Below are 20,530 nucleotides of genomic sequence, written 5' to 3'. Positions count from 1 at the left end.
CGGTATAATCCACGGCATGATTTCTGTGCCCGAAACCCTTCCTGATGACCCCGCCGCGCTCAAGCAATTGCTCGCTGAGGTGTTGTCGTCGGCGCAGGAATTGGCCAAGGACAAGGATGGGCAGATCGAGCGCCTGCGCGAACAAAACGCGCTGTTGATCCAGCGCCTGTTCGGCCGTAAATCCGAGCAGAGCAGCGACCCGGATTCACCGCAGCTAGAGATGTTCAACGAAGCGGAAAGCCTGGCCGAAGCGGCGGCTGAAGCTCCGGCCGCTGAGGTCGAGGAAGAAGTCGTTGCGCCGACCAAGCGCCGCGGCAAGCGCAAGCCGTTACCGGCCGAACTACCGCGTGTCGAGGTCATCCACGAACTGCCCGAACACGAACTGACCTGCGAATGCGGTTGCCGCAAGCAGGCCATCGGCGAAGAAACCAGCGAGCAGCTGGAAATCATCCCGATGCAGGTTCAGGTGATCCGCCACATTCGCAAGACCTATGCCTGCAAGGCCTGCGAAAGCGCGCCGGTCACCGCTGACAAACCGGCCCAACTGATCGAGAAAAGGCTGGCCAGCCCGAGCGTGCTGGCGATGCTGCTGACCAGCAAATACGCCGACGGCATCCCACTGTATCGCTTCGAAAAGATGCTCAGTCGCCATGGCATCGACATCCCCCGGCAGACCCTGGCGCGCTGGGTGATCCAGTGCGGCGAACTGCTACAACCGTTGCTCAACCTGATGCGCGACAGGCTGCTGGACAGTCCGGTGATCCACTGCGATGAAACCCGCGTGCAGGTGCTCAAGGAGCCTGGGCGCGATCCGAGCAGCCACTCCTGGATGTGGGTGCAGACCGGTGGCCCGCCTGGCAAACCGGTGATCCTCTTCGACTACACAACCAGCCGCGCGCAGGAGGTGCCGCTGCGCCTGCTCGACGGTTATCGCGGCTACCTGATGACCGACGATTACGCCGGCTACAACGCCGTGGCCGCACAACAAGGTGTTGAGCGCCTGGCCTGCTGGGCGCATGCGCGGCGCAAGTTCGTCGAAGCGCAAAAGGTGCAACCGAAGGGCAAAACCGGGCGTGCCGACATCGCGTTGGGGATGATCAACAAGCTCTACGGCATCGAGCGCGAACTTAAGGATGCCAGCGATGAACAGCGCTACCGGGGCCGCCAGCAGCACAGCCTACCGCTCCTCGATCAGCTCAAGACCTGGCTGGAGAAAACCCAGCCGCAGGTCACGGCGCAGAATGCCCTGGGCAAAGCAGTGAACTACCTGGCGAGCAACTGGAGCCGACTCGAACGCTACATCGAGGCTGGCCACCTGCCGATCGATAACAACGCTGCCGAGCGCGCGATCCGGCCCTTCGTCATAGGTCGCAAGAACTGGCTGTTCAGCGACACGCCGAAAGGCGCGACCGCCAGCGCCCAACTCTACAGCCTGGTGGAAACCGCCAAGACCAATGGCCAGGAGCCCTACGCCTGGTTGCGCCATGTCCTCGAACGCCTGCCGCTGGCCAACAGCGTTGAAGCCTACGAAGCGCTGCTGCCTTGGAACTGCCAACCAACGACGCCACTGTAAAACGCAAAACCTCTCCAGAGGGAGGTGGGGTCTATGGAGCGCTTACGATTGAACGGATCGCCGAAGAACTGGCCTTGAGCCGCAGCCTGATCAGCCTCACCACTGCGTTGCCGGTGTTGTGCATGGGCTTGTTGGCGCCTTTTGCGCCGCGTTTGGCCGTGCGTATGGGGCTGGAGCGCACCATCGCCTTGTGCATGGCGGTCATCGCGGTGGCGCTGCTGCTGCGCGCAGTGGGACATGCCAGTGCGATTCTGATTGGCAGCGCGGTGCTGTTGGGCGCAGCCATCGCGGTTGCCGGGCCTTTGCTGTCGGGCTTTATCAAGCGGCACTTTGTCGGGCGCATGGGCAGTGTGGTGGGGTGGTACTCGCTGAGCATGGCGATTGGTGGCGCCGGGGGTGCGGTTCTCACCGTGCCGGCCACGCTATGGCTGGGTAATGACTGGACCTACGGCCTGGCCATCTGGGCGCTGCCGGCGCTGGTCGGGTTAGTGCTCTGGCTGTGCTTGCCCAATCGCGCTGAAGCTGAGAGTGAAGAGGGCGGTAAGGGCTTGCCCTGGCGACAGCCGCGGGCCTGGTTGATCAGTGCCTTCTTCGCCATTCAGGCCGGCTTGTTCTATGCCCTGGCCACCTGGGCTGTGGCGCGTTATCACGAAGCCGGCCTGAGCCTGATGCACAGCAATAGCCTGTTCAGTGTGTCGATGCTGATGGGCTTGCCCAGCTCGTTTCTACTGCCTTGGTTGGCGCAGCGTTTCAAGAACCGTTACCTGCTGCTGGTGGGTTGCGGGCTGTTGTCATCTATCAGTCTGGCGATGATCACCTTTCAGCCGTCGGTGCTGCCTGAGCTGTGGGCGGTCACTATCGGCTTTGGTCTGGGCGGCTCCTTTGCCTTGTCACTGGTGCTGCCCCTGTATGAGGCCGGCTCACCAATGGCGGTCAGCCGTTGGACGGCGATGATGCTGTGTATGGGCTACAGCATTGCTTGCCTGACGCCCGTGCTGACGGGCCTGGCGCGTGATCTGGCGGGTAACTATCAGTTGCCGTTTATGGTGCTTACCGGGCTTGCGACGCTGATGACGCTGCTGGCCTGGCTGATGCGCCGTGGACCGACGCGCACCCATAAATGATGCCGGCCAGGCGTCGCTGCGGTGATGCACTGATGCTTATTTGGCAGCAGTTCCTTCCTTGCTCAGGACGGCTGTGATAGAAGGCAGCCTTGATTTGCTGGAGTGCCTGCGTGGAGTCCGAATCCATCGTTTATGGTTGCATCCGTGACTGGCCCTCGGACAGTCCGGCGGAAAGCCGTCTGCGTCGTGAAATCAATCGGCAAGTGCTCGATGAGCTGCCGGCCGGCGATGCCTGGAGTTTTCTTGGGCGGGAGATGTTTGCCTGTTGCGAGCAGCCGGGCGATGGCCTGTATCAGACCCAGGTGATCCATTTCGGCGCCAGCTACCGTACGGTGGAATACGAGTGGGGCCTGTGGATCAAGCAGTTCGAGGCGCTGCTCAAGCGCCTGTATTGGGCGAGCGCGGTGGTGCATCTGGAAACCGAGCTGAACGGCACCCACACCTTTCGCTGGGAGTCGGATGGCGACTTTCACAGCCCGCAGGAAGGCGAGCTGCGCGTGCGCTGTGCGTGGGAGCGCGAAGGTGGTTTACGCGGATAGGTTGGGTTGAGTCGCGCAGCGACGAAGCCCCACGAACATGCCGCCTGGTTGGGCTTCGCTGTGCTCAGCACCAACCTACGAGGATGCGGTTGCCCTCACGGTGTTTATTCCTCAAGCGCATCCAGCCACTCTTTCGGCACATCGCGTTTGAGCGCCAGCTGGCATTGCTGGCTTTCCGCATCGAAGACAATTACCGCCTGGCCTTTACTCAATGCGTGGCGTACTCGTTCGATACGGGTATTCAGCGGGGTCTCGTCGCCATTGTCGGTGCCATCGCGGGTAACGAAGTCCTCGATCAGGCGGGTCAGGGTGTCAGCTTCGAGCAGTGTGTAGGGGATCAGCACGGTAGGGCCTCCAGAGCGCAGCGCGGATGCTAGCAGGCCGTTGAAAAATTACCTACGTTGGCAATACTGCGTTAAAAACGGCCTCGGAAGGCTCATGTACAACTCGTACACTCCGCTTCCTCGGCGCTTTGACCAGCCTTCGGCTGTTACTACGTAGCGCCTTGTCTTGCCTGCCTCGCCTGCATTTTTCAGCGACCTGCTAACGTGCGCAACCCCGGCTGGCCATGTTTGCCGTGCAGTTACTGGGCGGGTCGTTCGGCCGGCTGCAGATAGGCTTCCAGGGTGCTGTAAAGCTTGGCGCTGTCCAGCGGTTTGCCGAGGAAGTCATTCATTCCAGACTCGACCCCGTGCTGGCGGTGCTCATCGAGGATGTGTGCGGTCAGGGCGATGATCGGCACGGCCGGCAGGTTGTGCTGGCGTTCCAGGCGGCGGATCTGTCGGGTGGCTTCGAAGCCATCCATCTCCGGCATTTCGCAGTCCATCAGGATCAGTTGCGTGGCGCCTGGGTCGCGCTGGTATTCGTTGAGGGCGGCCAGGCCGTTGGTCACCAGGCGCACATTGTAGCCACGCTTTTTCAGAAAGCCTTGGACGACGAGCTGATTCACCGGGTTGTCTTCAGCCACCAGGATGCAGGGCGTGCTGCCGGTGTCGGTATGGGCTTTCGGTTGTGCTTTGATTTCCACGATACGCGGCTCTTCGTACAGTTCGAGTAGGGCGCTGCGCAAAGCGTTGATCGCCAGCGGTTGGGGTAGGCCGAGCAGGCGCAGGCCGGCGGAGCTGGGCAGTTGCTGGCATTGTTCCGGTGCGCAGAGCAGCAGCACGCGTTGTCCGGGCTGCAGCAGTGGACGCAGCGACTCCAGCCAGTGCTGGATGCTGCCCGGCCAGGGCGCCATCAGTACCAACAGCGGTGGGGCGGCGAAATCCTCCAGGTAGCCGAGCAGGGTTTCCGGATTCTGGCAGCGTTCGGTGCGCATGCCCCAGCGTCCGAGCAGGCGGCTCAAGGCATCCAGGCCGAGGCCGTCGAGCGATGTGAGCAGCGCGGTACGGCCCTTGAGCAGTTCGTGCAGCGGGTCGGCGGGCAGAATCTCATCCCCTTGCGGAATATCGAAGGCAAAGCGCGTGCCCTGGCCCTGTGTGCTCTGCACTTCGATGCGGCCGCCCATCATTTCCACCAGCTCCTTGCTGATCGCCAGGCCTAGGCCGCTGCCGCCGTAACGACGGGTGGTGCTGGAGTCGCCCTGAGCAAAGGACTCAAACAGCTGGGTCAGCGCCTGGTCGCTGATGCCGATTCCGCTATCGCTGATGGCGAACACCAGATGCGGCTTGCCCTGGGAGTCATTGTGCCGGCAGACATTCAGTGCCACGTGGCCTTCGGCGGTGAACTTTAGGGCGTTGCTGAGCAGGTTCATCAGTACCTGCTTGAGCCGCGTCGGGTCGCCCTGGGTACGGCGTGGTACACCGCTTTCAAGGCTGACATAGAGGCGCAGGCGCTTGTCCAGGGCTTGCCCGGTGAACAGGCTGAGGGTGTCAGAAATCAGCTCTTCCAGATCGAACTCGATGTGTTCCAGGCTGAGCTTGCCGGATTCGATGCGCGCGTAATCGAGGATGTCGTTGATCACCGCCATCAGCGAGCTGCCGGAGCTGGAAATGGTGTCGACGTAGAAGCGCTGGCTGCGGTCCAGCGGGGTCTCCTTGAGCAGCTGTAACATGCCCAGCACGCCGTTGAGTTGGGTGCGGATTTCGTGGCTCATCTTGGCCAGAAAGCGGCTCTTGGCCTGGTTTTCGATTTCTGCTTGCTCAGCGGCGCGGCGTGACTGGAAGCCTTCTTCCTTGAGCAGGTTGATGCGGTCGGCCAGGCCGATGGACAGGGTGATCAGCTCGATGGTCACGCCGATCTTCACGGCCGTGGCGCCGAATACACCAAAGACTTCCACGCCCAGCGAGCCGGTGGTGGCCTGGATAAAGGCGAACAGCAGGATGGCCCAGGCGAGGGTGTAGTAGGAGCCGTAACGTACACCCCGGCGCCAGATATACAGGCCGGTGAGCAGCAGGGTCAGCGAGACCAGCGAAACGGTGACGCTGGCGAGGATATTCCAGGCGTTGAAGCCAATCAGTGGCACCGACAGCAGGCAGCCGGCGCAGGCCAGCATCAACAGGCGCAGGCCGGTATCCAGGCGTGGAAAGTATTGCGGTGCATGCAGGAAGTGACGGCTGAACTGAATGGCCGTCAGGCAGTGCAGGTACATCAGGATGTAGATGCTCACCGACTGGAACGCCACATGCTCGGGCAGCAGCTTGAACAGCATGCCGTCGAAACAGGCGGCCAGCAGACCGACGTTGAGGTTGTAGGCCAGGTACCAGAGGTAGGCGGATTCACGCAGTGAGATAAACAGGAACAGGTTGTAGCAGAACATCGCAAACAGCACGCCGTAGAACGCGCCATTGAAACCCATGAGGTTTTCCTGGGCGGCGGCGCTGGCCTGGTAGGTGCTGAAGAACAGCGGCATAAAGATCGTGCTGGTGGTCTCGACCCGCACCAGCAGGGTGCTTTCGCCGGGCGTCAGCTCAAGTGGGAACCAGAAGTTGCGCACCTGTACCGGGCGCTGGGAGAAGGCATAGCGGTCGCCGCTTTCCTGCATCTGCCACTGGCCATCGGCGCTGGCCAGAAACACCTGCAGATGGTCGAGCAGTGGGTAGTTGACCTCCAGGTAGCCAGCCAGGTTCTGCGCCAGGCTGTTGTTCAGACGTACCTTGAACCACCAGACCGAATCATTCTTGCCGAGGTTGGCGTGCTCGCCCTTAACTGGGGTAAAGCGTTCGTCGGCCAGGGCGCCGACCTGTTCGACGCTCAGCTCACCTTGCGCGTCTTCCAGGTAGGCCATGGAGGGGCCGAGTGGTAGGCGCAGATCGGCGTTGTTCAGCGTTGCAGGTTGCAGCGCCCACGCCGATCCACACAGCCAGAACAGCACCACAGCCAGCCATATCCGAGGCATTTACCGACCTCAATATTATTATTTGAGGCCTGATCCGGCCCCGCATCATGCCGTCACTTTGCCCGGATGCGCGCGGCCCTTCAAGCGTCCTGATCGCGGGGGCGCAACAGGCTGTCGACAGTCGGGACGCGGGTATCACTTTCCATCTGCGCATCGTGCTCCAGTTGGTGGCTGAAGCGTTCTAGCGAGCCCTGTGCAGGCTGAGCGTCGCTGGAGAATACCGGTGGGCTGAGTACGTAGGCGGCAAGCAGTCGACTCAGGGCTTTGAGGCTGTCGATGTGCGTGCGTTCATAGCCATGAGTGGCGTCGCAGCCGAAGGCCAGCAGAGCCGTGCGAATGTCGTGGCCGGCGGTGACTGCCGACTGTGCGTCGCTGTGGTAATAGCGGAACAGGTCGCGGCGCACCGGGATTTCATTTTCGCTGGCCAGACGCAACAGCTGGCGCGACAGGTGATAGTCGTAAGGCCCGCCTGAGTCCTGCATCGCCACGCTGACGGTGTGTTCGCTGGACTGCTGGCCGGGCGCGACCGGGGCGATGTCGATGCCGACAAATTCGCTGACATCCCAGGGTAGGGCTGCTGCTGCGCCGGAGCCGACTTCCTCGGTGATGGTAAACAGTGGGTGGCAGTCGATTTCCGGCTCCAGGCCGCTTTCCTTGATGGCCTTGAGCGCGGTGAGCAGCGCCGCGACGCCGGCCTTGTCATCCAGATGGCGCGCGCTGATATGGCCGCTTTCGGTGAACTCTGGCAGTGGGTCGAAGGCGACAAAGTCGCCCACCGAGATGCCCAGCGACTCGCAGTCGGCGCGGGTGCTGCAGTAGGCGTCCAGGCGCAGTTCGACGTGGTCCCAGCTGATCGGCAATTGGTCCACGGCGGTATTGAATGCGTGGCCCGAGGCCATTAGCGGCAGCACGCTGCCGCGAATCACGCCCTGATCGGTAAACACGCTGACACGGCTGCCTTCGGCGAAGCGGCTCGACCAGCAGCCGACGGCGGCCAGGCCCAGGCGGCCGTTGTCCTGCAGCTCGCGGACGATGGCGCCAATGGTGTCCAGGTGCGCCGAGACCGCGCGGTCCGGGCTGCTCTGCTTGCCTTTGAGGGTGCCGCGAATGGTGCCGCGCCGGGTCATTTCAAAGGGGATGCCGATCTCTTCCAGGCGCTCGGCAACGTAGCGCACGATGGTGTCGGTAAAGCCGGTGGGGCTGGGAATGGCGAGCATTTCCAGCAGCACTTTCTGCAGATAGACGAGGTCGGGTTCGGGGAGTTGCTGCATGGAGTCTCCTCTACGGCGATTGCGCCCCTCGGCTGTAAGCGGGAGAGGGGCTGGGAATGGGTTAGCTGGGTGCCTGGCTCAAGGGAAACAGCAGGTCGATAAAGCGCTCGGCCGTGGGTTGCGGTTGGTGGTTGGCCAGGCCGGCACGCTCGTTGGCTTCGATAAACACGTACTCGGGTTGATTGGCCGCGGGCACCAGCAGGTCGAGGCCGACCACCGGAATATCCAGGGCGCGGGCGGCTTTTACGGCGGCATCGGCCAGCACCGGGTGGAGGATATCGGTGACGTCTTCCAGGCTGCCGCCGGTGTGCAGGTTGGCGGTTTTACGCACGGCCAGGCGCTGGCCGGCCGGCAGCACGCTGTCGTAATCAACCCCGGCGGCATGCAGGGTGCGTAAGGTTTCAGCGTCCTTGGGAATGCGGCTTTCGCCTTCGGTGGCGGCTTGCCGGCGGCGGCTCTGCGCATCGATCAGTTCACCGATGCTGTGCTGGCCATCACCGATCACTTCCGCCGGGCGGCGAATGGCGGCGGCGACCACGGCAAAGCCGATCACCAGAATGCGCAGATCAAAGCCTGGGTGAAAGCTTTCCAGCAGGACGCGGCTGTCGAAGGTACTGGCGCGTTCGATGGCGTCCTGCACATCCAGCGGCGTGCGCAGATCCACCGCCACGCCCTGACCCTGTTCGCCATCCACCGGCTTGACCACCAGGCTGCCATGCTCGGCGAGAAAGGCGGCATTGTCCTCGGCGCTGCCAGCCAGGCGCTGGGCCGGCAGGTGCAGGCCGGCGCGGGCCAGGGCACGGTGGGTCAGGCGCTTGTCCTGACACAGGGTCATGCTCACCGCACTGGTCAGGTCGCTCAGGGATTCCCGGCAGCGGATGCGTCGGCCGCCGTGGCTCAGGGTGAACAGCCCGGCGTCGGCGTCGTCGACCTGCACTTCGATGCCACGGCGCAGTGCTTCATCGACGATGATCCGCGCGTAAGGGTTCATTGGGGTGTGCGGGCCGGGGCCGAGAAACAGCGCTTCATTGATGCCGTTCTTGCGCTTGATGCTGAAGGTCTGCAGCTCGCGAAAGCCCAGCTTGGCGTACAGGCCCTTGGCCTGCTCGTTGTCGTGCAGCACGGACAGGTCCAGGTGGCTCAGGCCGCGGCTCATAAAGTGTTCGATCAGGTGACGTACCAGCACCTCGCCGACGCCAGGTCGGCTGCAGCGTGGGTCGACCGCCAGGCACCACAGGCTGCTGCCGTGGTCCGGGTCCTGATAGGCCTTGTGGTGATTGAGGCCCATCACGCTGCCGATTATCGTGCCGCTGTCTTCATCCTCTGCCAGCCAGTACACCGGCCCGCCCAGGTGGCGCGGGGTGAGTTTGTCCGGCGCGATCGGCAGCATGCCGCGTAGCTGATACAGAGCGTTGATCGCCTGCCAGTCCTCGGCACTCTGCGCGCGGCGTACGCGGTAACCGCGAAACCCCCGGCGCGCGGGGCGGTAGTCGGTAAACCACAGACGTAGCGTATCGGAGGGATCGAGAAACAGCTGCTGCGGCGCTTGCGCCAGCACCTGGTGCGGTGCTGCGACATATAGAGCGATATCACGCTCGCCGGGCTGCTCGGTCAGCAGATCGCTGGCCAGGGCGGCAGCATCTGGGTAGGTGTGGCCGAGCAGCAGGCGACCCCAGCCGCAGTGCACGGCTTGTGGTTGGCTGGGCGGGGCGGTGTGATCTTCGGCCAGGCGCGCCTGCAGGCGCTCGTAGGAAGGCGCTTGGCCGCGTAGCAGGCGTTGATTAAAGGCAGTGGCACGCATTGGAGGGGTTCCTTTGCCGTGAGCAGGTGGCAGATGCTGCGGTGGCGGGGCTGTGTCCAGCCACCGCAGCGCTCTACAGGCCGTGTTCGTTCAACCAGAGATTCAGCGCGGCCAACTGCCACAGCTTGGAGCCGTGCAAAGGCGTCAGCTGACCGTGCGGGTCACTCAATAAACGATCCAGCATGGCCGGGTTGAACAGGCCGCGATCCTGGCTGGGGTCGAGCAGCAGGTCACGCACCCAGCCCAGGGTGGCGCCTTGCAGATGCTTGAGGCCTGGCACCGGGAAGTAGCCCTTGGGCCGGTCGATCACCGCGCTGGGAATGACCTGTCGTGCGGCTTCCTTGAGCACATGCTTGCCGCCATCGGGCAGTTTGAAGCGCCCCGGAATACGCGCCGAAAGCTCGGCCAGGCGATAGTCGAGGAACGGCGTGCGTGCCTCCAGGCCCCAGGCCATGGTCATGTTGTCGACCCGTTTGACCGGGTCATCGACCAGCATCACCGTGCTGTCCAGGCGCAGCGCCTTGTCCACGGCGGCTATAGCGCCGGGCTGGGCGAAATGCTCACGGACGAAGTCGCCGGCCATGTCGCCGGTCAGCCACTGCGGCTGCACGCAGGCGGCGTACTCGTCGTAATCCCGGTCGAAGAACGCCGCGCGGTAAGCGCCGAAGGCATCTTCGGCTTCGTCCACTTGCGGGTACCAGTGGTAGCCGGCGAACAGCTCATCGGCGCCCTGGCCGCTCTGCACCACCTTGCAGTGCTTGGCCACCTCGTGTGACAGCAGGTAGAAGGCGATGCAGTCGTGGCTGACCATCGGTTCGCTCATGGCGCGAAAGGCCGCCGGCAGCTGTTCGAGAATCTCATGTTCGCCGATACGCAGCTGATGGTGACGGGTAGCGAAGTGCTCGGCGATCAGGTCGGAATACTGGAACTCGTCGCCGCGCTCGCCGCCGGCATCCTGAAAACCGATGGAAAAGGTCGACAGGTTGTCCTCCCCGGCTTCACGCAACAGGCCGACCAGCATGCTCGAATCGACACCGCCGGAGAGCAGCACGCCGACGTCCACGGCTGCGCGTTGACGGATTGATACGGCCTCACGCATGCCGTCCAGCACGCGCTCACGCCATTCATCCAGGCCGAAGGCGATTTCCTCGCGCTGTGGGCCGAATGTCAGGTTCCACCAGGTCTGCTGTTCACAGTTGCCCTGGGCGTCGATGCGCATCCAGCTGGCGGGCGGCAGTTTTTCTACCCCGGCCAACAGGGTGCGCGGCGCGGGCACCACGGCGTGGAAGTTCAGGTAGTGGTTGAGGGCGACGGGGTCGAGGGTCTTGCCAATGTCGCCACCGGCCATCAGTGCTGGCAGGCTGGAGGCAAAGCGCAGGCGTTCAGCCGTGCGTGACAAATACAGCGGCTTGACCCCGAGGCGGTCGCGGGCGATGAACAGTTGCTGGCTGTCACGCTTCCAGATGACGAAGGCGAACATGCCGTTGAGCTTGGGTAGCAGGTCGGTGCCCCAGGCGTGATAGCCCTTGAGCAGCACTTCAGTGTCGCCACCGGAGAAGAAGCGATAGCCGAGGGCTTTCAGCTCTTCGCGCAGTTCCGGGTAGTTGTAGATGGCACCGTTGAACACCATCGTCAGGCCCAGCTCGCTGTCGATCATCGGCTGGCCCGAGGCTTCGGCCAGGTCCATGATTTTCAGGCGGCGATGGCCGAGGGCGAGTGGGCCCTGGCTGTGAAAGCCGTAGGCGTCGGGGCCGCGGGCGGCCATATGGTGGGTGATTCGCTCGACTGCAGCCAGGTCGGCCGGTCGTTGATCAAAACGTAATTCTCCAGCGATTGCGCACATAATTCCTTACCGGTATTGCCGTTGGGGAGTGGTTCGGGGCTGCCGAACCTTTGACACAAAAACAAAATAATGTTTTCATGTCAAAGTTTTATATCGAATTAAAAAGGCGTATATGGCTGATAAAAAAGGTTTCTACTGAAATAGATTTGTCATCTGTTTCGGCCTTCGAGCTGCCGCTGTTTCAGGCGCTGCGGCGTTTGCAGCAGGCCGGTGAAGTGCATGCAAAGCGCCTCGGCCGCTTTGGTGGGCTGACGCCGATGCAATTGATGATTCTGCAGGTGTTGGCGGGAGAGGCACGGTTGACGGCCAGCGACCTCAGTGGCCGGGTCAGCCTGACGGCTGCGACCCTGTCGGGCATGCTCGACAGGTTGGAGGAAAAGGGCCTGTTGCAACGTCAGCGCGACGATCAGGATCGGCGCCGGCAGTGGTTGCTGCTCAGCGAACAGGGCCGCACCCTGCTGCAACAGGCGCCGAGCCTGCTGCCGCCGGAGTTTGTCACGCGCTTTGCCGGATTGCAGGAGTGGGAGCGCCACAGCTTGACCGCCGCGTTGTTACGCGCGGCACAGCTGTGTGGGGAGATGGAGTAAAAAGCCGCGCCAGGTCGGCGCGGCATGACAGGCTTAGCGTTTGGGCTGTTTGTACAGATCCAGCAGCACCTGATCGAGAATCGACGAGGCGCCCCAAGGGCGTGGGTCGTTGAGGATAGCGACCACGGCCCAGCTGTTGCCGTTGCTGTCGCGGCTGAAGCCGGCGATGGCGCGCACATTGTTCAGCGTACCGGTCTTGATTCGCGCCTCGCCCACCAGTGGGGTGCGGTGTAGGCGTTTGCGCATGGTGCCGTCCATCGCCACCAATGGCAGCGAGGCCATAAATTCGGCGGCGTAAGGGCTCTTCCAGGCCGCTTGTAGCAGGGTGGCCATTTCCCGCGCACTGACCCGCTCGGCACGCGACAGCCCGGAGCCGTTTTCCATCACCAGGTGTGGCGCGGTGATGCCTTTACGTGCCAGCCAGCTGCGGATCACCCGTTGTGCTGCCTTGCTGTCGTCCTGGTCGGCGGAGTTGCGAAACTGCGCGCCGAGACTGAGGAACAGCTGCCGGGCCATGGTGTTGTTACTGTATTTGTTGATGTCGCGGATGATCTCGGTCAGGTCCGGCGAATAGGCGCGGGCCAGTAGGCGGGCCTTCTCTGGCACTGGGGCAAGACGGTCCTTGCCCATGATGCTGCCGCCCAGCTCCTGCCAGATGGCGCGGATGGCGCCTGCGGCATAACTCGGGTGGTCGAGCAGCGACAGGTAGGTCTGCGAGCTGCAGCCTTCGGCCAGCTTGCCGGTGACGATGACCGTGGTGCCGTCGAATTCGGTGACCGGGTTGTAGCGCACATCCGGCCAGCCCGGGCATTTGGCTGCCGGCAGGGCTTTGACGCGGTTGTCGATGCGGATATCGGCAATCGGCGGCTCGGCGGCGATATGCACCTTGCCACCCTCGGTGCGGGCAATAAAACGCAGGGCTTTGAGGTTGACCAGCAGGGAATCCGGGGTGACCAGGAACGGCTTGTTGGCATCGCCGCCATCGTCATTAAAACTCGGTAACTGTGGCTGTACGAAGTGGCTACGGTCGAGCACCAGATCGCCCGTCACCTGCAGCACGCCATTGGCACGCAGGTCGCGCATCATCAGCCAGAGCTTTTCCATATTCAGCTTGGGGTCGCCGCCGCCCTTGAGGTACAGGTTGCCGTTGAGCACGCCGTTCTTCAGTTGGCCGTCGGTGAAGAACTCGGTTTTCCACTGATGGGTCGGGCCGAGCAGTTCAAGCGCTGCGTAGGTGGTGACCAGCTTCATGGTGGAGGCCGGGTTGACGGAAATGTCGGCGTTGAAGAAGGTGCTGCTGCCAGGGCCATTGAGCGGAACGGTGACCACGGACAGCGACTGGCTGCTGATCTTGTTGGCTTTCAGCGATTGCTGAACCTTGTTTGATAAACCGTTCGTGGCGGCTGCCAGTGGCAGGCAAACAGGCAGCAGTAGGCCGGCGATGGCCAGATGACGCAGGGTTTTGATCATGGGCGACTCCCCTCCAACTGAGGGACAAAGGTGACGCGAGGCATGTAAAGAGGTTCCATCGCGGATTGAGAAGATGTTGGCAATTATGCCCCAATACAGTTCCAGCTGAATGGCAGTAAATGCCATCAGCCGGGCTTTTCTGTGGGCAATCGGGCGACCTGTCGTCTTCCAGGCGGGCGCGCAGGCCGCGAAACTGCTAGAGTGCCGCGCGTTATCACTTTTGAGGATTGTTCCATGGCTACTAACCGTTCCCGCCGTCTGCGCAAAAAACTCTGCGTGGATGAATTCCAGGAGCTGGGTTTTGAGCTGAACCTGAACTTCAAGCAAGACCTGGCCGATGAGGCCATCGACAGCTTTCTTGAGCAGTTCCTGCGTGAAGCCATGACCGCTAACGGCCTGGGCTATGTCGGCGGCGATGACTTCGGTCTGGTATGCCTGTCCAAGCGTGGCTCGGTCAACGAAGAGCAGCGCGCTGCCGTTGAAGCCTGGCTGAAAGGCCGTGACGAGCTGGTGGATTTCACCGCCAGCCCGCTGCTCGACGTCTGGTATCCAGACAACTCGATCAATCAGGCCTGAAACCTGTAAGCAGGGCATGCATCGCGCATGCCCTGTTGCTTTTCCCTTCTGCAATGCTCGTCAGTCGCTCAGGCCCGCCTTGGCCAGCAGCGCAGCGTTATCGACCTGATCAATCTGCTCAGGGCGCAGAAAGCGCTCAGCGTATTCCTGGTAGATATTTTCCCGCACGAACAGGCCGAACAGCTCGGGGTCGATGTGTGCGCCTCTGCACATGCCCGCCATGATATTGAGTGATTCGGACAACAGCTTGCCCTTCTTGTAGGGGCGGTCCACGGCGGTCAGCGCTTCGAAGATATCGGCAATCGCCATCATCCTGGCCGGCAGGCTCATGTCTTCGCGCTTCAGGCGTTTCGGGTAGCCCGTACCGTCCATCTTTTCATGGTGGCCGCCGGCAATCTCGGCAACGCTGGTCAGGTGTGCGGGGAAGGGCAAGTGGCTGAGCATGCGAATGGTCTGCACCATATGGCCGTTGATGATAAAGCGCTCTTCGTTGGTTAGGGTGCCGCGGCCGATGCTGAGGTTATAGACCTCGCCGCGATTGTGTTTGTAATGCGGCACTTCCAGCTTGAAGCCCCAAGGGTTGTCTTCGGCGATCAGCTCGTTTTCGGGGCGCTCGATCAGGTGTTCGGCTTTGTCGCTGAGCAGCGTTTCCTGCACCGGTAACGGCTGCGCCGGGGTACGCGACTGGCGTAGGTTCTCTTCCCAGGAAACCCCCAGGCGATCATCCAGGGTGCGCATCCAGGTGCGCGCGGCGATGCTGCGCAGGCGCTCAAGGTCAGCGTCGGCCATCGCTTCGCCGCCCAGGTTGCAGCGGGCGATAAAGGCGAATTCATCATCCAGAGTGGCGAGCAGTTCATCGCGCACCTGAGCCAGGCTGGCCGCTTCACCGCCCTGGCTGAGATGTTCCCAGTAACTGATCCAGGCGTCGCGTTTGAGCACTTCAAAGCGCATGCGCACTTCATGGATGCGGTCGCAGATGGTTTCCAGTTTGGTGGCCTTGTCCACCACGTACTCGGGCACGGTGACCTTGCCGCAGTCATGCAGCCATGCGGCGATATGTAGAGCCTCCCATTCTTCGTCTGTGGGTTGGTAGTCGCTGAACGCGTCATCTTCGCTGGCGGCAGCAGCGCGGGCGAGCATCAGGGTAATTTCCGGCACCCGTTGGCAGTGGCCACCGGTATAGGGACTCTTGGCGTCGATGGCGCCAGCGATGAGCTGGATAAAGGCATCGAGCAGTTTCTTCTGTTGATCGAGCAGGCGCTGACTCTCGATGCACAGCGCAGCCACGCCGGAGACCGCCTCGACATAGGCAATGCGTTCGGGGCGCAGCATGGCCAGATCGGCCTCGTCACCGGTGTCGCGGTGCAACAGCAGCAGTACGCCGAGGGTCTGGCCCTGGCGGTTATGCAGGCCGGTACAGACCAGGTGCGCACGCGGGCTGTCGAGGGTGTGTAGCAGGCTCTGGAAACCCTGCGCATGCTCGAAGCCCAGCGCCACGGTGACGCTGGGGCCGCCGGTTGCCGTTTGCGCGAGCCAGCTGGGCAGGGCTGGGTCATTCGGGTCGAAGCTGGGGATGCGATGCTCTTCCAGGTTGTGCTGCCGCTCGTTGATAAACAGACCGTGTGGTTCGAGACGGCCACTGCTGCTGTCGCGCAGGTAGAGCAGGCCGCCGCTGGCTTCGCTGAGGTCGACGGTTTCGCGCAGCACCCGGCGCAGCAGGGCGTCGAAACGGGTTTCCGCCGAGAGCGTGGCGGCAATATCGAGAAAGCTGGAGATGGTCTCCTTCATCCGCCCCATCGACACCGCGAGCTGGTCGACTTCCTTGACGAAGGAACGGCCACTGGCCGGGTAATCGAAATTGAAGCTGCGGATGGCCTCGGCTTCGCCCACCAGCAGGCGCAGCGGTTTGACCAGAATATTGGAGAGCAGCCAGCCAATCGGGATACACAGCAGTAGGATGCCCTGAGTCAATACGGCGCCTTGCCAGCGGATGCGGTAGGCATCGGCGAGCAGTTCACTTTCCGGGGCCAGCAGAGCCAGGCGCAGTCCTTGTGGGCCCCCCTCGTTGAACTGGCTGTAGGAGATTTGCCAGCGCTGCTTGTTCAGGCGCACGGCGCCCTGACGATCCTCATCGAGGCCGAGGCTGAGAAAGTCGGCGAGCACCGGGCTGAGATCCTTGACCTGCGCCAGTTGAAGCGTTTCCCCGGGGATAATCAGACGTGTGCTATCCGGGTAGGCGACCGCGCTGCCATCGGGGCTGTACAGCACCACTTCGGTGGAGGGCGTCAGGCGATGTTGGGCCAGGGTGGCGGAGAGGTCGTCGAGGGTCAGGTCGGCGCCCACCACCGTGGTTTCGCTGCTTTTGCGGGCAATGGTGGTGCCGATTTCCTGGGTGGAGAAGAAGGCATAGGGCGCGGTGGTGAAGTGCTTCGAGCTCTGCAGCGCGCTGTTGTACCAGGGGCGGCGACGCGGATCGTAGGTTTCCTTGAGGTTCTGCCGGCGACTGATGGGCTGCAGCTGTGCGTCGAAGAACAGGTATTCGGAATCCAGGCGTTGTTCGCTGATGCGGTCAATGCTCCACACCTGATACTCGGCATTTTCGGGGGCAAAGAAAATCTGCCGCAGTTTCTCGCTGCGCAGCGGCCGCACCATAAAGAAACTGCCATCGCCATAACCGACATAGATCGACGCCAGCTTGGGGTTGTCGCGCAGTGCCTGGCTGAACATCGGCAGCATGATCATGCGCTCATGGCGGTCACGGCCGTTGATCTGCTCGTTACGCGCCAGCAGGTTGATCATGTAGCGAATGGGTTGGTAGGTATTGCGCAGATCCGCTTGAACTTCCTTGCGCATTTGGGTGAACAGCTGGTCGCTGCTGCTGAGGATGATGTTGCTGGTCTGCTGGTAGTTGAAGTACCCCAGCACCACGCCAGAGCCCAGCAGCAGCAGAGTGAACAGCACGCTGATATGGATATGGAGCGGAAAACGTCGTTCCTTGGACCTTGCTGTCTGCTGCATCCGCGCATGTCCTGTATACCTTGGCTAGCGCCAAGCATAGTGGAGCGTTGTGCGTTTTGCCGTGGCGCGGATGCAGGTTTCTTGTGCGGCAACAGCTCTAGGTTGGGCCTGTGCTGTGCTTGATTTTTTGCAGATTGTTTCGATGGACCAGCCAGCGCTCCAGGCCATATACCAGCAGCGCTACCAGCAAGGCCAGGGCCACGCCAATCAGGCTGTTGAACAGACGTACCTGGGGTAGCTGCCAGTCATGTGCCAGGCTTTCGGCCAGCAACACGAAGCACACCGTGGTCTGCAGCACAAACAGGCCGTAATGGTTGGCCTGCAGGGCACGGCTGAGGGCGATCAGCGGTAGCAATGTGGCGACCATCAGCGCCGGATTCTGCAGGCTGTGGCCGAGCAGAATCAGCAACGCAGCCGCGCCCAGGCTGGCGAGGATTGATTGCACGGCGCGCACCAGGCTGCCCTGAAAATCCAGCTGCAAGGTGGTGACCACGGTCAGTGTCAGCCAGTAGCCGCGGTGCAGCTCGGCCAGGTTGACGATCAGCCCGGAGAGGGCGAATGCCAGGGTGCAGCCCAGTGCATGCAGCCGCCACTTCTGTTGTGGCAGGCGTTTGGCGTGCCGTTTGAGCACCTTGAAAATGCTGATAAAACGCGGCATGTACGGCCACATGCGCAGGCCATGCATGCCGCGCAGGCCGAAGGCCAGCAGCATCACCCAGAGCCCACCGAGGATAAACAGCATGGCGATGGCGTAGGGGTTGTTCAGCGAGCCCAGGCCTTGTTGGCCTTGGCCCAGGCACAGGCAGATAGCCAGACCGATACCCAGCTTGCCGGCTTCGCTGCCAAAGCGTTGCAGCCAGGCGAGCAGAAAGCCAAACAGGGCGAAGACCAGCAAGCTGGCATAAGGATGGCTGGCCGACCAGAAGCCCAGTCCTGCGCTGCAGGCACCCAGGCCGCAGAGCATCAGCATGCGCAGCATGCCCAGGCGGTGCAGTGGGTTGGCTTGCGCCGCCTGGAAGGCGCCAGCCGAGGCCCAGAGAAACCCCGGGTGAGCGCTGAACAGCCCAAGCAGCAATGGCAGCGCACAGCCGAAGCCGGCGACCATGGCCGGGCCCCAGGCGGGGGGACCGGCATGCCAGCTGAAGGTTTGTCGCAGTAGGCTATTCATGGCTTATACCGGGCTAGAACGGCCCGTCATTTCACGGGCCATTTCAGTAGCGTAGCTGTCAGTCATGCCGGCGATAAAATCGATCATGCGCAGGAAAGAACGGTACAGCGGCCAGCTTGGGTCAGGTGCGTTATTGCCGAGCAGGTCGAGGATACGGCGGTTCTTGAACGACGGCGTACGCCCACCATGCTGTTCCAACGCCGCGCCACAGAAGGCGTTGAGTAGGATTTCCAGGGTGGTGTAGGCGCCGATCTCGTGCAGGGTCTTACGCTTGTCCTGGAAGATCTTCTGCCGGGCCATGTCCTTGGCGCTCTGCACGCAACGCTTGGCGGTGCCGTGCATATGCTCAACCAGATCACCCTGCAAGGTGCCGGCGAGCAGGGCGTCCTGTTGCTCGACGAAGGCATGTGCAGCGGCATTGGTCAGGTGCTCGATGGCTTTGCCGCGCAGGATTGCCAGCTTGCGCCGCTTGGAGTCGTCCGGGCCGAGCTGGCGATAGGTTTCCGGCAGGTCATCGCCGACCAGGTTGAGCAGTAGCGCCTCGACCTCGCTGTATTCAAGCAGCTCCATTTCCAGACCGTCTTCCAGGTCGATCAGGCCGTAGCAGATGTCATCCGCCGCTTCCATCAGGTAGACCAGCGGATGGCGTGCCCAGCGTTGTTCTTCCAGCTGCGGCAGGCCGAGTTTGCCGGCGATCTGCTCAAGCAGCGGCAGCTCGCTCTGGTAGCAGCCAAACTTGTGTTTCTTGTAGCCCAGGGCTTCGGCGTGACGCGCGGTCCAGGGGTATTTCAGGTAGGTGCCGAGCGTCGCGTAAGTCAGCCGGGTGCCGCCATCGAACTGGTGATATTCCAGTTGGGTGAGTACCCGAAAGCCCTGGGCATTGCCCTCGAAACTGAGAAAGTCGCTGCGCTCGGCCGCGCTCATCGAGTCCAGCCAGCCACGCCCGGCGGCCTGCTGAAACCAGTGGCGGATGGCATCTTCACCGGAATGGCCAAAGGGCGGATTGCCAATGTCGTGAGCCAGGCAGGCAGACTGCACGACCATGCCCAGGTCGCTTGGCTCGCACCAGTCCGGCAGGGCATCGCGGATCATCTCGCCAACGCGCATACCCAGCGAGCGGCCCACGCAGCTGACTTCCAGCGAGTGAGTCAGGCGGGTGTGGATATGGTCATTGCTGGAAACCGGGTGCACCTGGGTCTTGCGTCCCAGACGGCGGAAGGCGCCGGAGAAGATGATGCGGTCATGGTCTTTGTGGAACGGGGTGCGGCCCAGTTCGGCGACGCTGTGCGTCGGCTTGCCGAGTCGTTCGCGGTTGAGCAGGGTTTGCCAATCCAAGGGTTGTCCTCGCCGTTACCTGGCTGTGGCAGCTAGCTTCGAGGTTCTATGCCGATGATGCAAGGCGGCTGCAGGCAGTTGAGCGATTTATACCCGGATGAGGCCCGTTCTTTTGCTGTCGTTATCTAGGGCATATAACGCTGACGCAATTCGGCTTCACGCATTTCGCGCTGTTGGCCAAGGGCCTGCCAGAAGCGCATGGCTTGCTGCGGGTGGCGTTGGTAGAAGGGCTGTGACAGCGGCAAGTGCCAGTCCGCTTGGAGCAAGGGTTGCGGGAGAAACTGCAGCTGTTCTTGCAGCTGCAATTCGGCGATCAGTGCCCTGCTGATATTGCGTTCGATGACAAAGCCATCCAGGCGCCCACTGGCCACCAGCAGCAGGGCTTTGTTGGGTTGCAGTGAAACGCTGTTAAGGGCGCCCAGATCGGCCAAACGTTGGCGGGTGAGATAACCCAGCGGTGAGCTCAGGCCGTACTTGAGGTTGGTGAAGCGTTGGCCATCCCAGCTCAGGCGGGTGTCGCTGCGGGTGGCAATCGGGTAGTCGACCTGCCAGAGCCGATACTCTCGCTGCACTGGCTGGCCACGTTGCGGGTCGCGGCCGGGGAACTGGCCCCAGGTGTCGCGTTCTGCCTGCCAGATGGCCGGGAAGATGCCATCCACTTCGCCTTTTTGCAGGGCAAGGATGCAGCGTTTCCAGGGCTGGCGTTGCCAGTCGATGGTCAGCTCGGTCTGCTCTGCGGCCGCCTGAATAAGCTCCAGCAGAATGCCGGGGCCAGGCGCTTGTGCGTTGTTCGCGGGGAAGGTGAACGGCGGGTGATCCTGCAGCTGGTAGCACAGGCGCAGAACGGAGGGACCCTCGGCCTTGAGTGTCTGGGGCATCAGTATGAGT

The 20,530-nt window shown here is 62.3% G+C and carries 15 protein-coding genes; 5 read left to right on the top strand and 10 right to left on the bottom strand.

Translation table 11 applies throughout. The annotated features are described in order from the left end of the window. Positions 1 to 16: 16 nt before the first annotated feature. From tnpC to BLW24_RS23675, 3 genes are all read left to right on the top strand, one after another. The gene (gene tnpC / locus BLW24_RS23685; RefSeq protein ID WP_090375563.1) at positions 17 to 1,573 is read left to right on the top strand and encodes an IS66 family transposase; all 1,557 of its coding nucleotides are present in this window, start codon (positions 17 to 19) and stop codon (positions 1,571 to 1,573) included. Between the two features lie 47 nt (positions 1,574 to 1,620). After that, positions 1,621 to 2,697: an MFS transporter gene (locus BLW24_RS23680; protein ID WP_244161291.1), complete on the top strand. Its 1,077-nt coding sequence runs from the start codon at positions 1,621 to 1,623 to the stop codon at positions 2,695 to 2,697. Between the two features lie 110 nt (positions 2,698 to 2,807). Then, complete coding sequence (locus BLW24_RS23675) at positions 2,808 to 3,236, top strand: hypothetical protein (protein ID WP_090387439.1); 429 nt, start codon at positions 2,808 to 2,810, stop codon at positions 3,234 to 3,236. Between the two features lie 104 nt (positions 3,237 to 3,340). Here BLW24_RS23675 and BLW24_RS23670 read toward each other — a convergent pair whose 3' ends face one another. From BLW24_RS23670 to BLW24_RS23650, 5 genes are all read right to left on the bottom strand, one after another. After that, positions 3,341 to 3,580: a YheU family protein gene (locus BLW24_RS23670; RefSeq protein WP_090387437.1), complete on the bottom strand. Its 240-nt coding sequence runs from the start codon at positions 3,578 to 3,580 to the stop codon at positions 3,341 to 3,343. A gap of 239 nt (positions 3,581 to 3,819) precedes the next feature. Next, positions 3,820 to 6,573, bottom strand: a complete 2,754-nt coding sequence (locus tag BLW24_RS23665) for a hybrid sensor histidine kinase/response regulator (RefSeq protein WP_090387433.1) — start codon at positions 6,571 to 6,573, stop codon at positions 3,820 to 3,822. A gap of 80 nt (positions 6,574 to 6,653) precedes the next feature. Then, the gene (locus BLW24_RS23660; protein ID WP_090387430.1) at positions 6,654 to 7,844 is read right to left on the bottom strand and encodes an osmoprotectant NAGGN system M42 family peptidase; all 1,191 of its coding nucleotides are present in this window, start codon (positions 7,842 to 7,844) and stop codon (positions 6,654 to 6,656) included. Between the two features lie 61 nt (positions 7,845 to 7,905). Continuing rightward, complete coding sequence (gene ngg, locus BLW24_RS23655) at positions 7,906 to 9,645, bottom strand: N-acetylglutaminylglutamine synthetase (RefSeq protein ID WP_090387427.1); 1,740 nt, start codon at positions 9,643 to 9,645, stop codon at positions 7,906 to 7,908. Between the two features lie 73 nt (positions 9,646 to 9,718). After that, on the bottom strand, positions 9,719 to 11,488 hold the full coding sequence (locus BLW24_RS23650; protein ID WP_090387425.1) for an N-acetylglutaminylglutamine amidotransferase: 1,770 nt from the start codon (positions 11,486 to 11,488) through the stop codon (positions 9,719 to 9,721). A gap of 77 nt (positions 11,489 to 11,565) precedes the next feature. On the opposite strand from BLW24_RS23650, the gene BLW24_RS23645 reads away from it, so the two are divergent. Then, the gene (locus tag BLW24_RS23645; RefSeq protein ID WP_090387423.1) at positions 11,566 to 12,075 is read left to right on the top strand and encodes a MarR family winged helix-turn-helix transcriptional regulator; all 510 of its coding nucleotides are present in this window, start codon (positions 11,566 to 11,568) and stop codon (positions 12,073 to 12,075) included. Positions 12,076 to 12,108: 33 nt separating this feature from the next. Here the strand turns inward: BLW24_RS23645 and dacB are convergent, their stop codons facing one another. After that, complete coding sequence (dacB, locus tag BLW24_RS23640; RefSeq protein WP_090387420.1) at positions 12,109 to 13,545, bottom strand: D-alanyl-D-alanine carboxypeptidase/D-alanyl-D-alanine endopeptidase; 1,437 nt, start codon at positions 13,543 to 13,545, stop codon at positions 12,109 to 12,111. A 234-nt stretch (positions 13,546 to 13,779) separates the two neighbouring features. Between dacB and BLW24_RS23635 the strand changes: the two genes are divergently transcribed. Beyond that, on the top strand, positions 13,780 to 14,121 hold the full coding sequence (locus BLW24_RS23635) for a YggL family protein (protein WP_090387418.1): 342 nt from the start codon (positions 13,780 to 13,782) through the stop codon (positions 14,119 to 14,121). A 60-nt stretch (positions 14,122 to 14,181) separates the two neighbouring features. Here BLW24_RS23635 and BLW24_RS23630 read toward each other — a convergent pair whose 3' ends face one another. The 4 genes from BLW24_RS23630 to BLW24_RS23615 form a co-directional block, all read right to left on the bottom strand. After that, positions 14,182 to 17,139, bottom strand: a complete 2,958-nt coding sequence (locus BLW24_RS23630; RefSeq protein WP_090387416.1) for an HD domain-containing phosphohydrolase — start codon at positions 17,137 to 17,139, stop codon at positions 14,182 to 14,184. Between the two features lie 97 nt (positions 17,140 to 17,236). After that, positions 17,237 to 18,307: an FUSC family protein gene (locus BLW24_RS23625; RefSeq protein WP_090387413.1), complete on the bottom strand. Its 1,071-nt coding sequence runs from the start codon at positions 18,305 to 18,307 to the stop codon at positions 17,237 to 17,239. A 3-nt stretch (positions 18,308 to 18,310) separates the two neighbouring features. Then, a complete protein-coding gene (locus tag BLW24_RS23620; RefSeq protein WP_090387411.1) occupies positions 18,311 to 19,642 on the bottom strand; it encodes a deoxyguanosinetriphosphate triphosphohydrolase in 1,332 nt (443 codons plus the stop codon). A gap of 125 nt (positions 19,643 to 19,767) precedes the next feature. Continuing rightward, positions 19,768 to 20,520 (bottom strand): substrate-binding periplasmic protein, encoded by a 753-nt coding sequence (locus tag BLW24_RS23615; protein ID WP_139272739.1) that lies wholly within the window; start codon positions 20,518 to 20,520, stop codon positions 19,768 to 19,770. Positions 20,521 to 20,530: the final 10 nt, after the last annotated feature.

Origin of the sequence: Pseudomonas anguilliseptica, from assembly GCF_900105355.1 — a bacterium.
Lineage (GTDB): Bacteria > Pseudomonadota > Gammaproteobacteria > Pseudomonadales > Pseudomonadaceae > Aquipseudomonas > Aquipseudomonas anguilliseptica.
This window is presented reverse-complemented; position numbering and strand designations above follow the sequence as displayed.

What these genes read in the sequence shown, in the direction of transcription:
- tnpC (WP_090375563.1), top strand. Translation starts at nt 17, where the DNA reads ATGATTTCTGTGCCCGAAACCCTTCCTGATGACCCCGCCGCGCTCAAG.
- BLW24_RS23665 (WP_090387433.1), bottom strand. Translation starts at nt 6,573, where the DNA reads ATGCCTCGGATATGGCTGGCTGTGGTGCTGTTCTGGCTGTGTGGATCG.
- BLW24_RS23660 (WP_090387430.1), bottom strand. Translation starts at nt 7,844, where the DNA reads ATGCAGCAACTCCCCGAACCCGACCTCGTCTATCTGCAGAAAGTGCTG.
- ngg (WP_090387427.1), bottom strand. Translation starts at nt 9,645, where the DNA reads ATGCGTGCCACTGCCTTTAATCAACGCCTGCTACGCGGCCAAGCGCCT.
- BLW24_RS23650 (WP_090387425.1), bottom strand. Translation starts at nt 11,488, where the DNA reads ATGTGCGCAATCGCTGGAGAATTACGTTTTGATCAACGACCGGCCGAC.
- BLW24_RS23645 (WP_090387423.1), top strand. Translation starts at nt 11,566, where the DNA reads ATGTCAAAGTTTTATATCGAATTAAAAAGGCGTATATGGCTGATAAAA.
- dacB (WP_090387420.1), bottom strand. Translation starts at nt 13,545, where the DNA reads ATGATCAAAACCCTGCGTCATCTGGCCATCGCCGGCCTACTGCTGCCT.
- BLW24_RS23635 (WP_090387418.1), top strand. Translation starts at nt 13,780, where the DNA reads ATGGCTACTAACCGTTCCCGCCGTCTGCGCAAAAAACTCTGCGTGGAT.
- BLW24_RS23630 (WP_090387416.1), bottom strand. Translation starts at nt 17,139, where the DNA reads ATGCAGCAGACAGCAAGGTCCAAGGAACGACGTTTTCCGCTCCATATC.
- BLW24_RS23625 (WP_090387413.1), bottom strand. Translation starts at nt 18,307, where the DNA reads ATGAATAGCCTACTGCGACAAACCTTCAGCTGGCATGCCGGTCCCCCC.
- BLW24_RS23615 (WP_139272739.1), bottom strand. Translation starts at nt 20,520, where the DNA reads ATGCCCCAGACACTCAAGGCCGAGGGTCCCTCCGTTCTGCGCCTGTGC.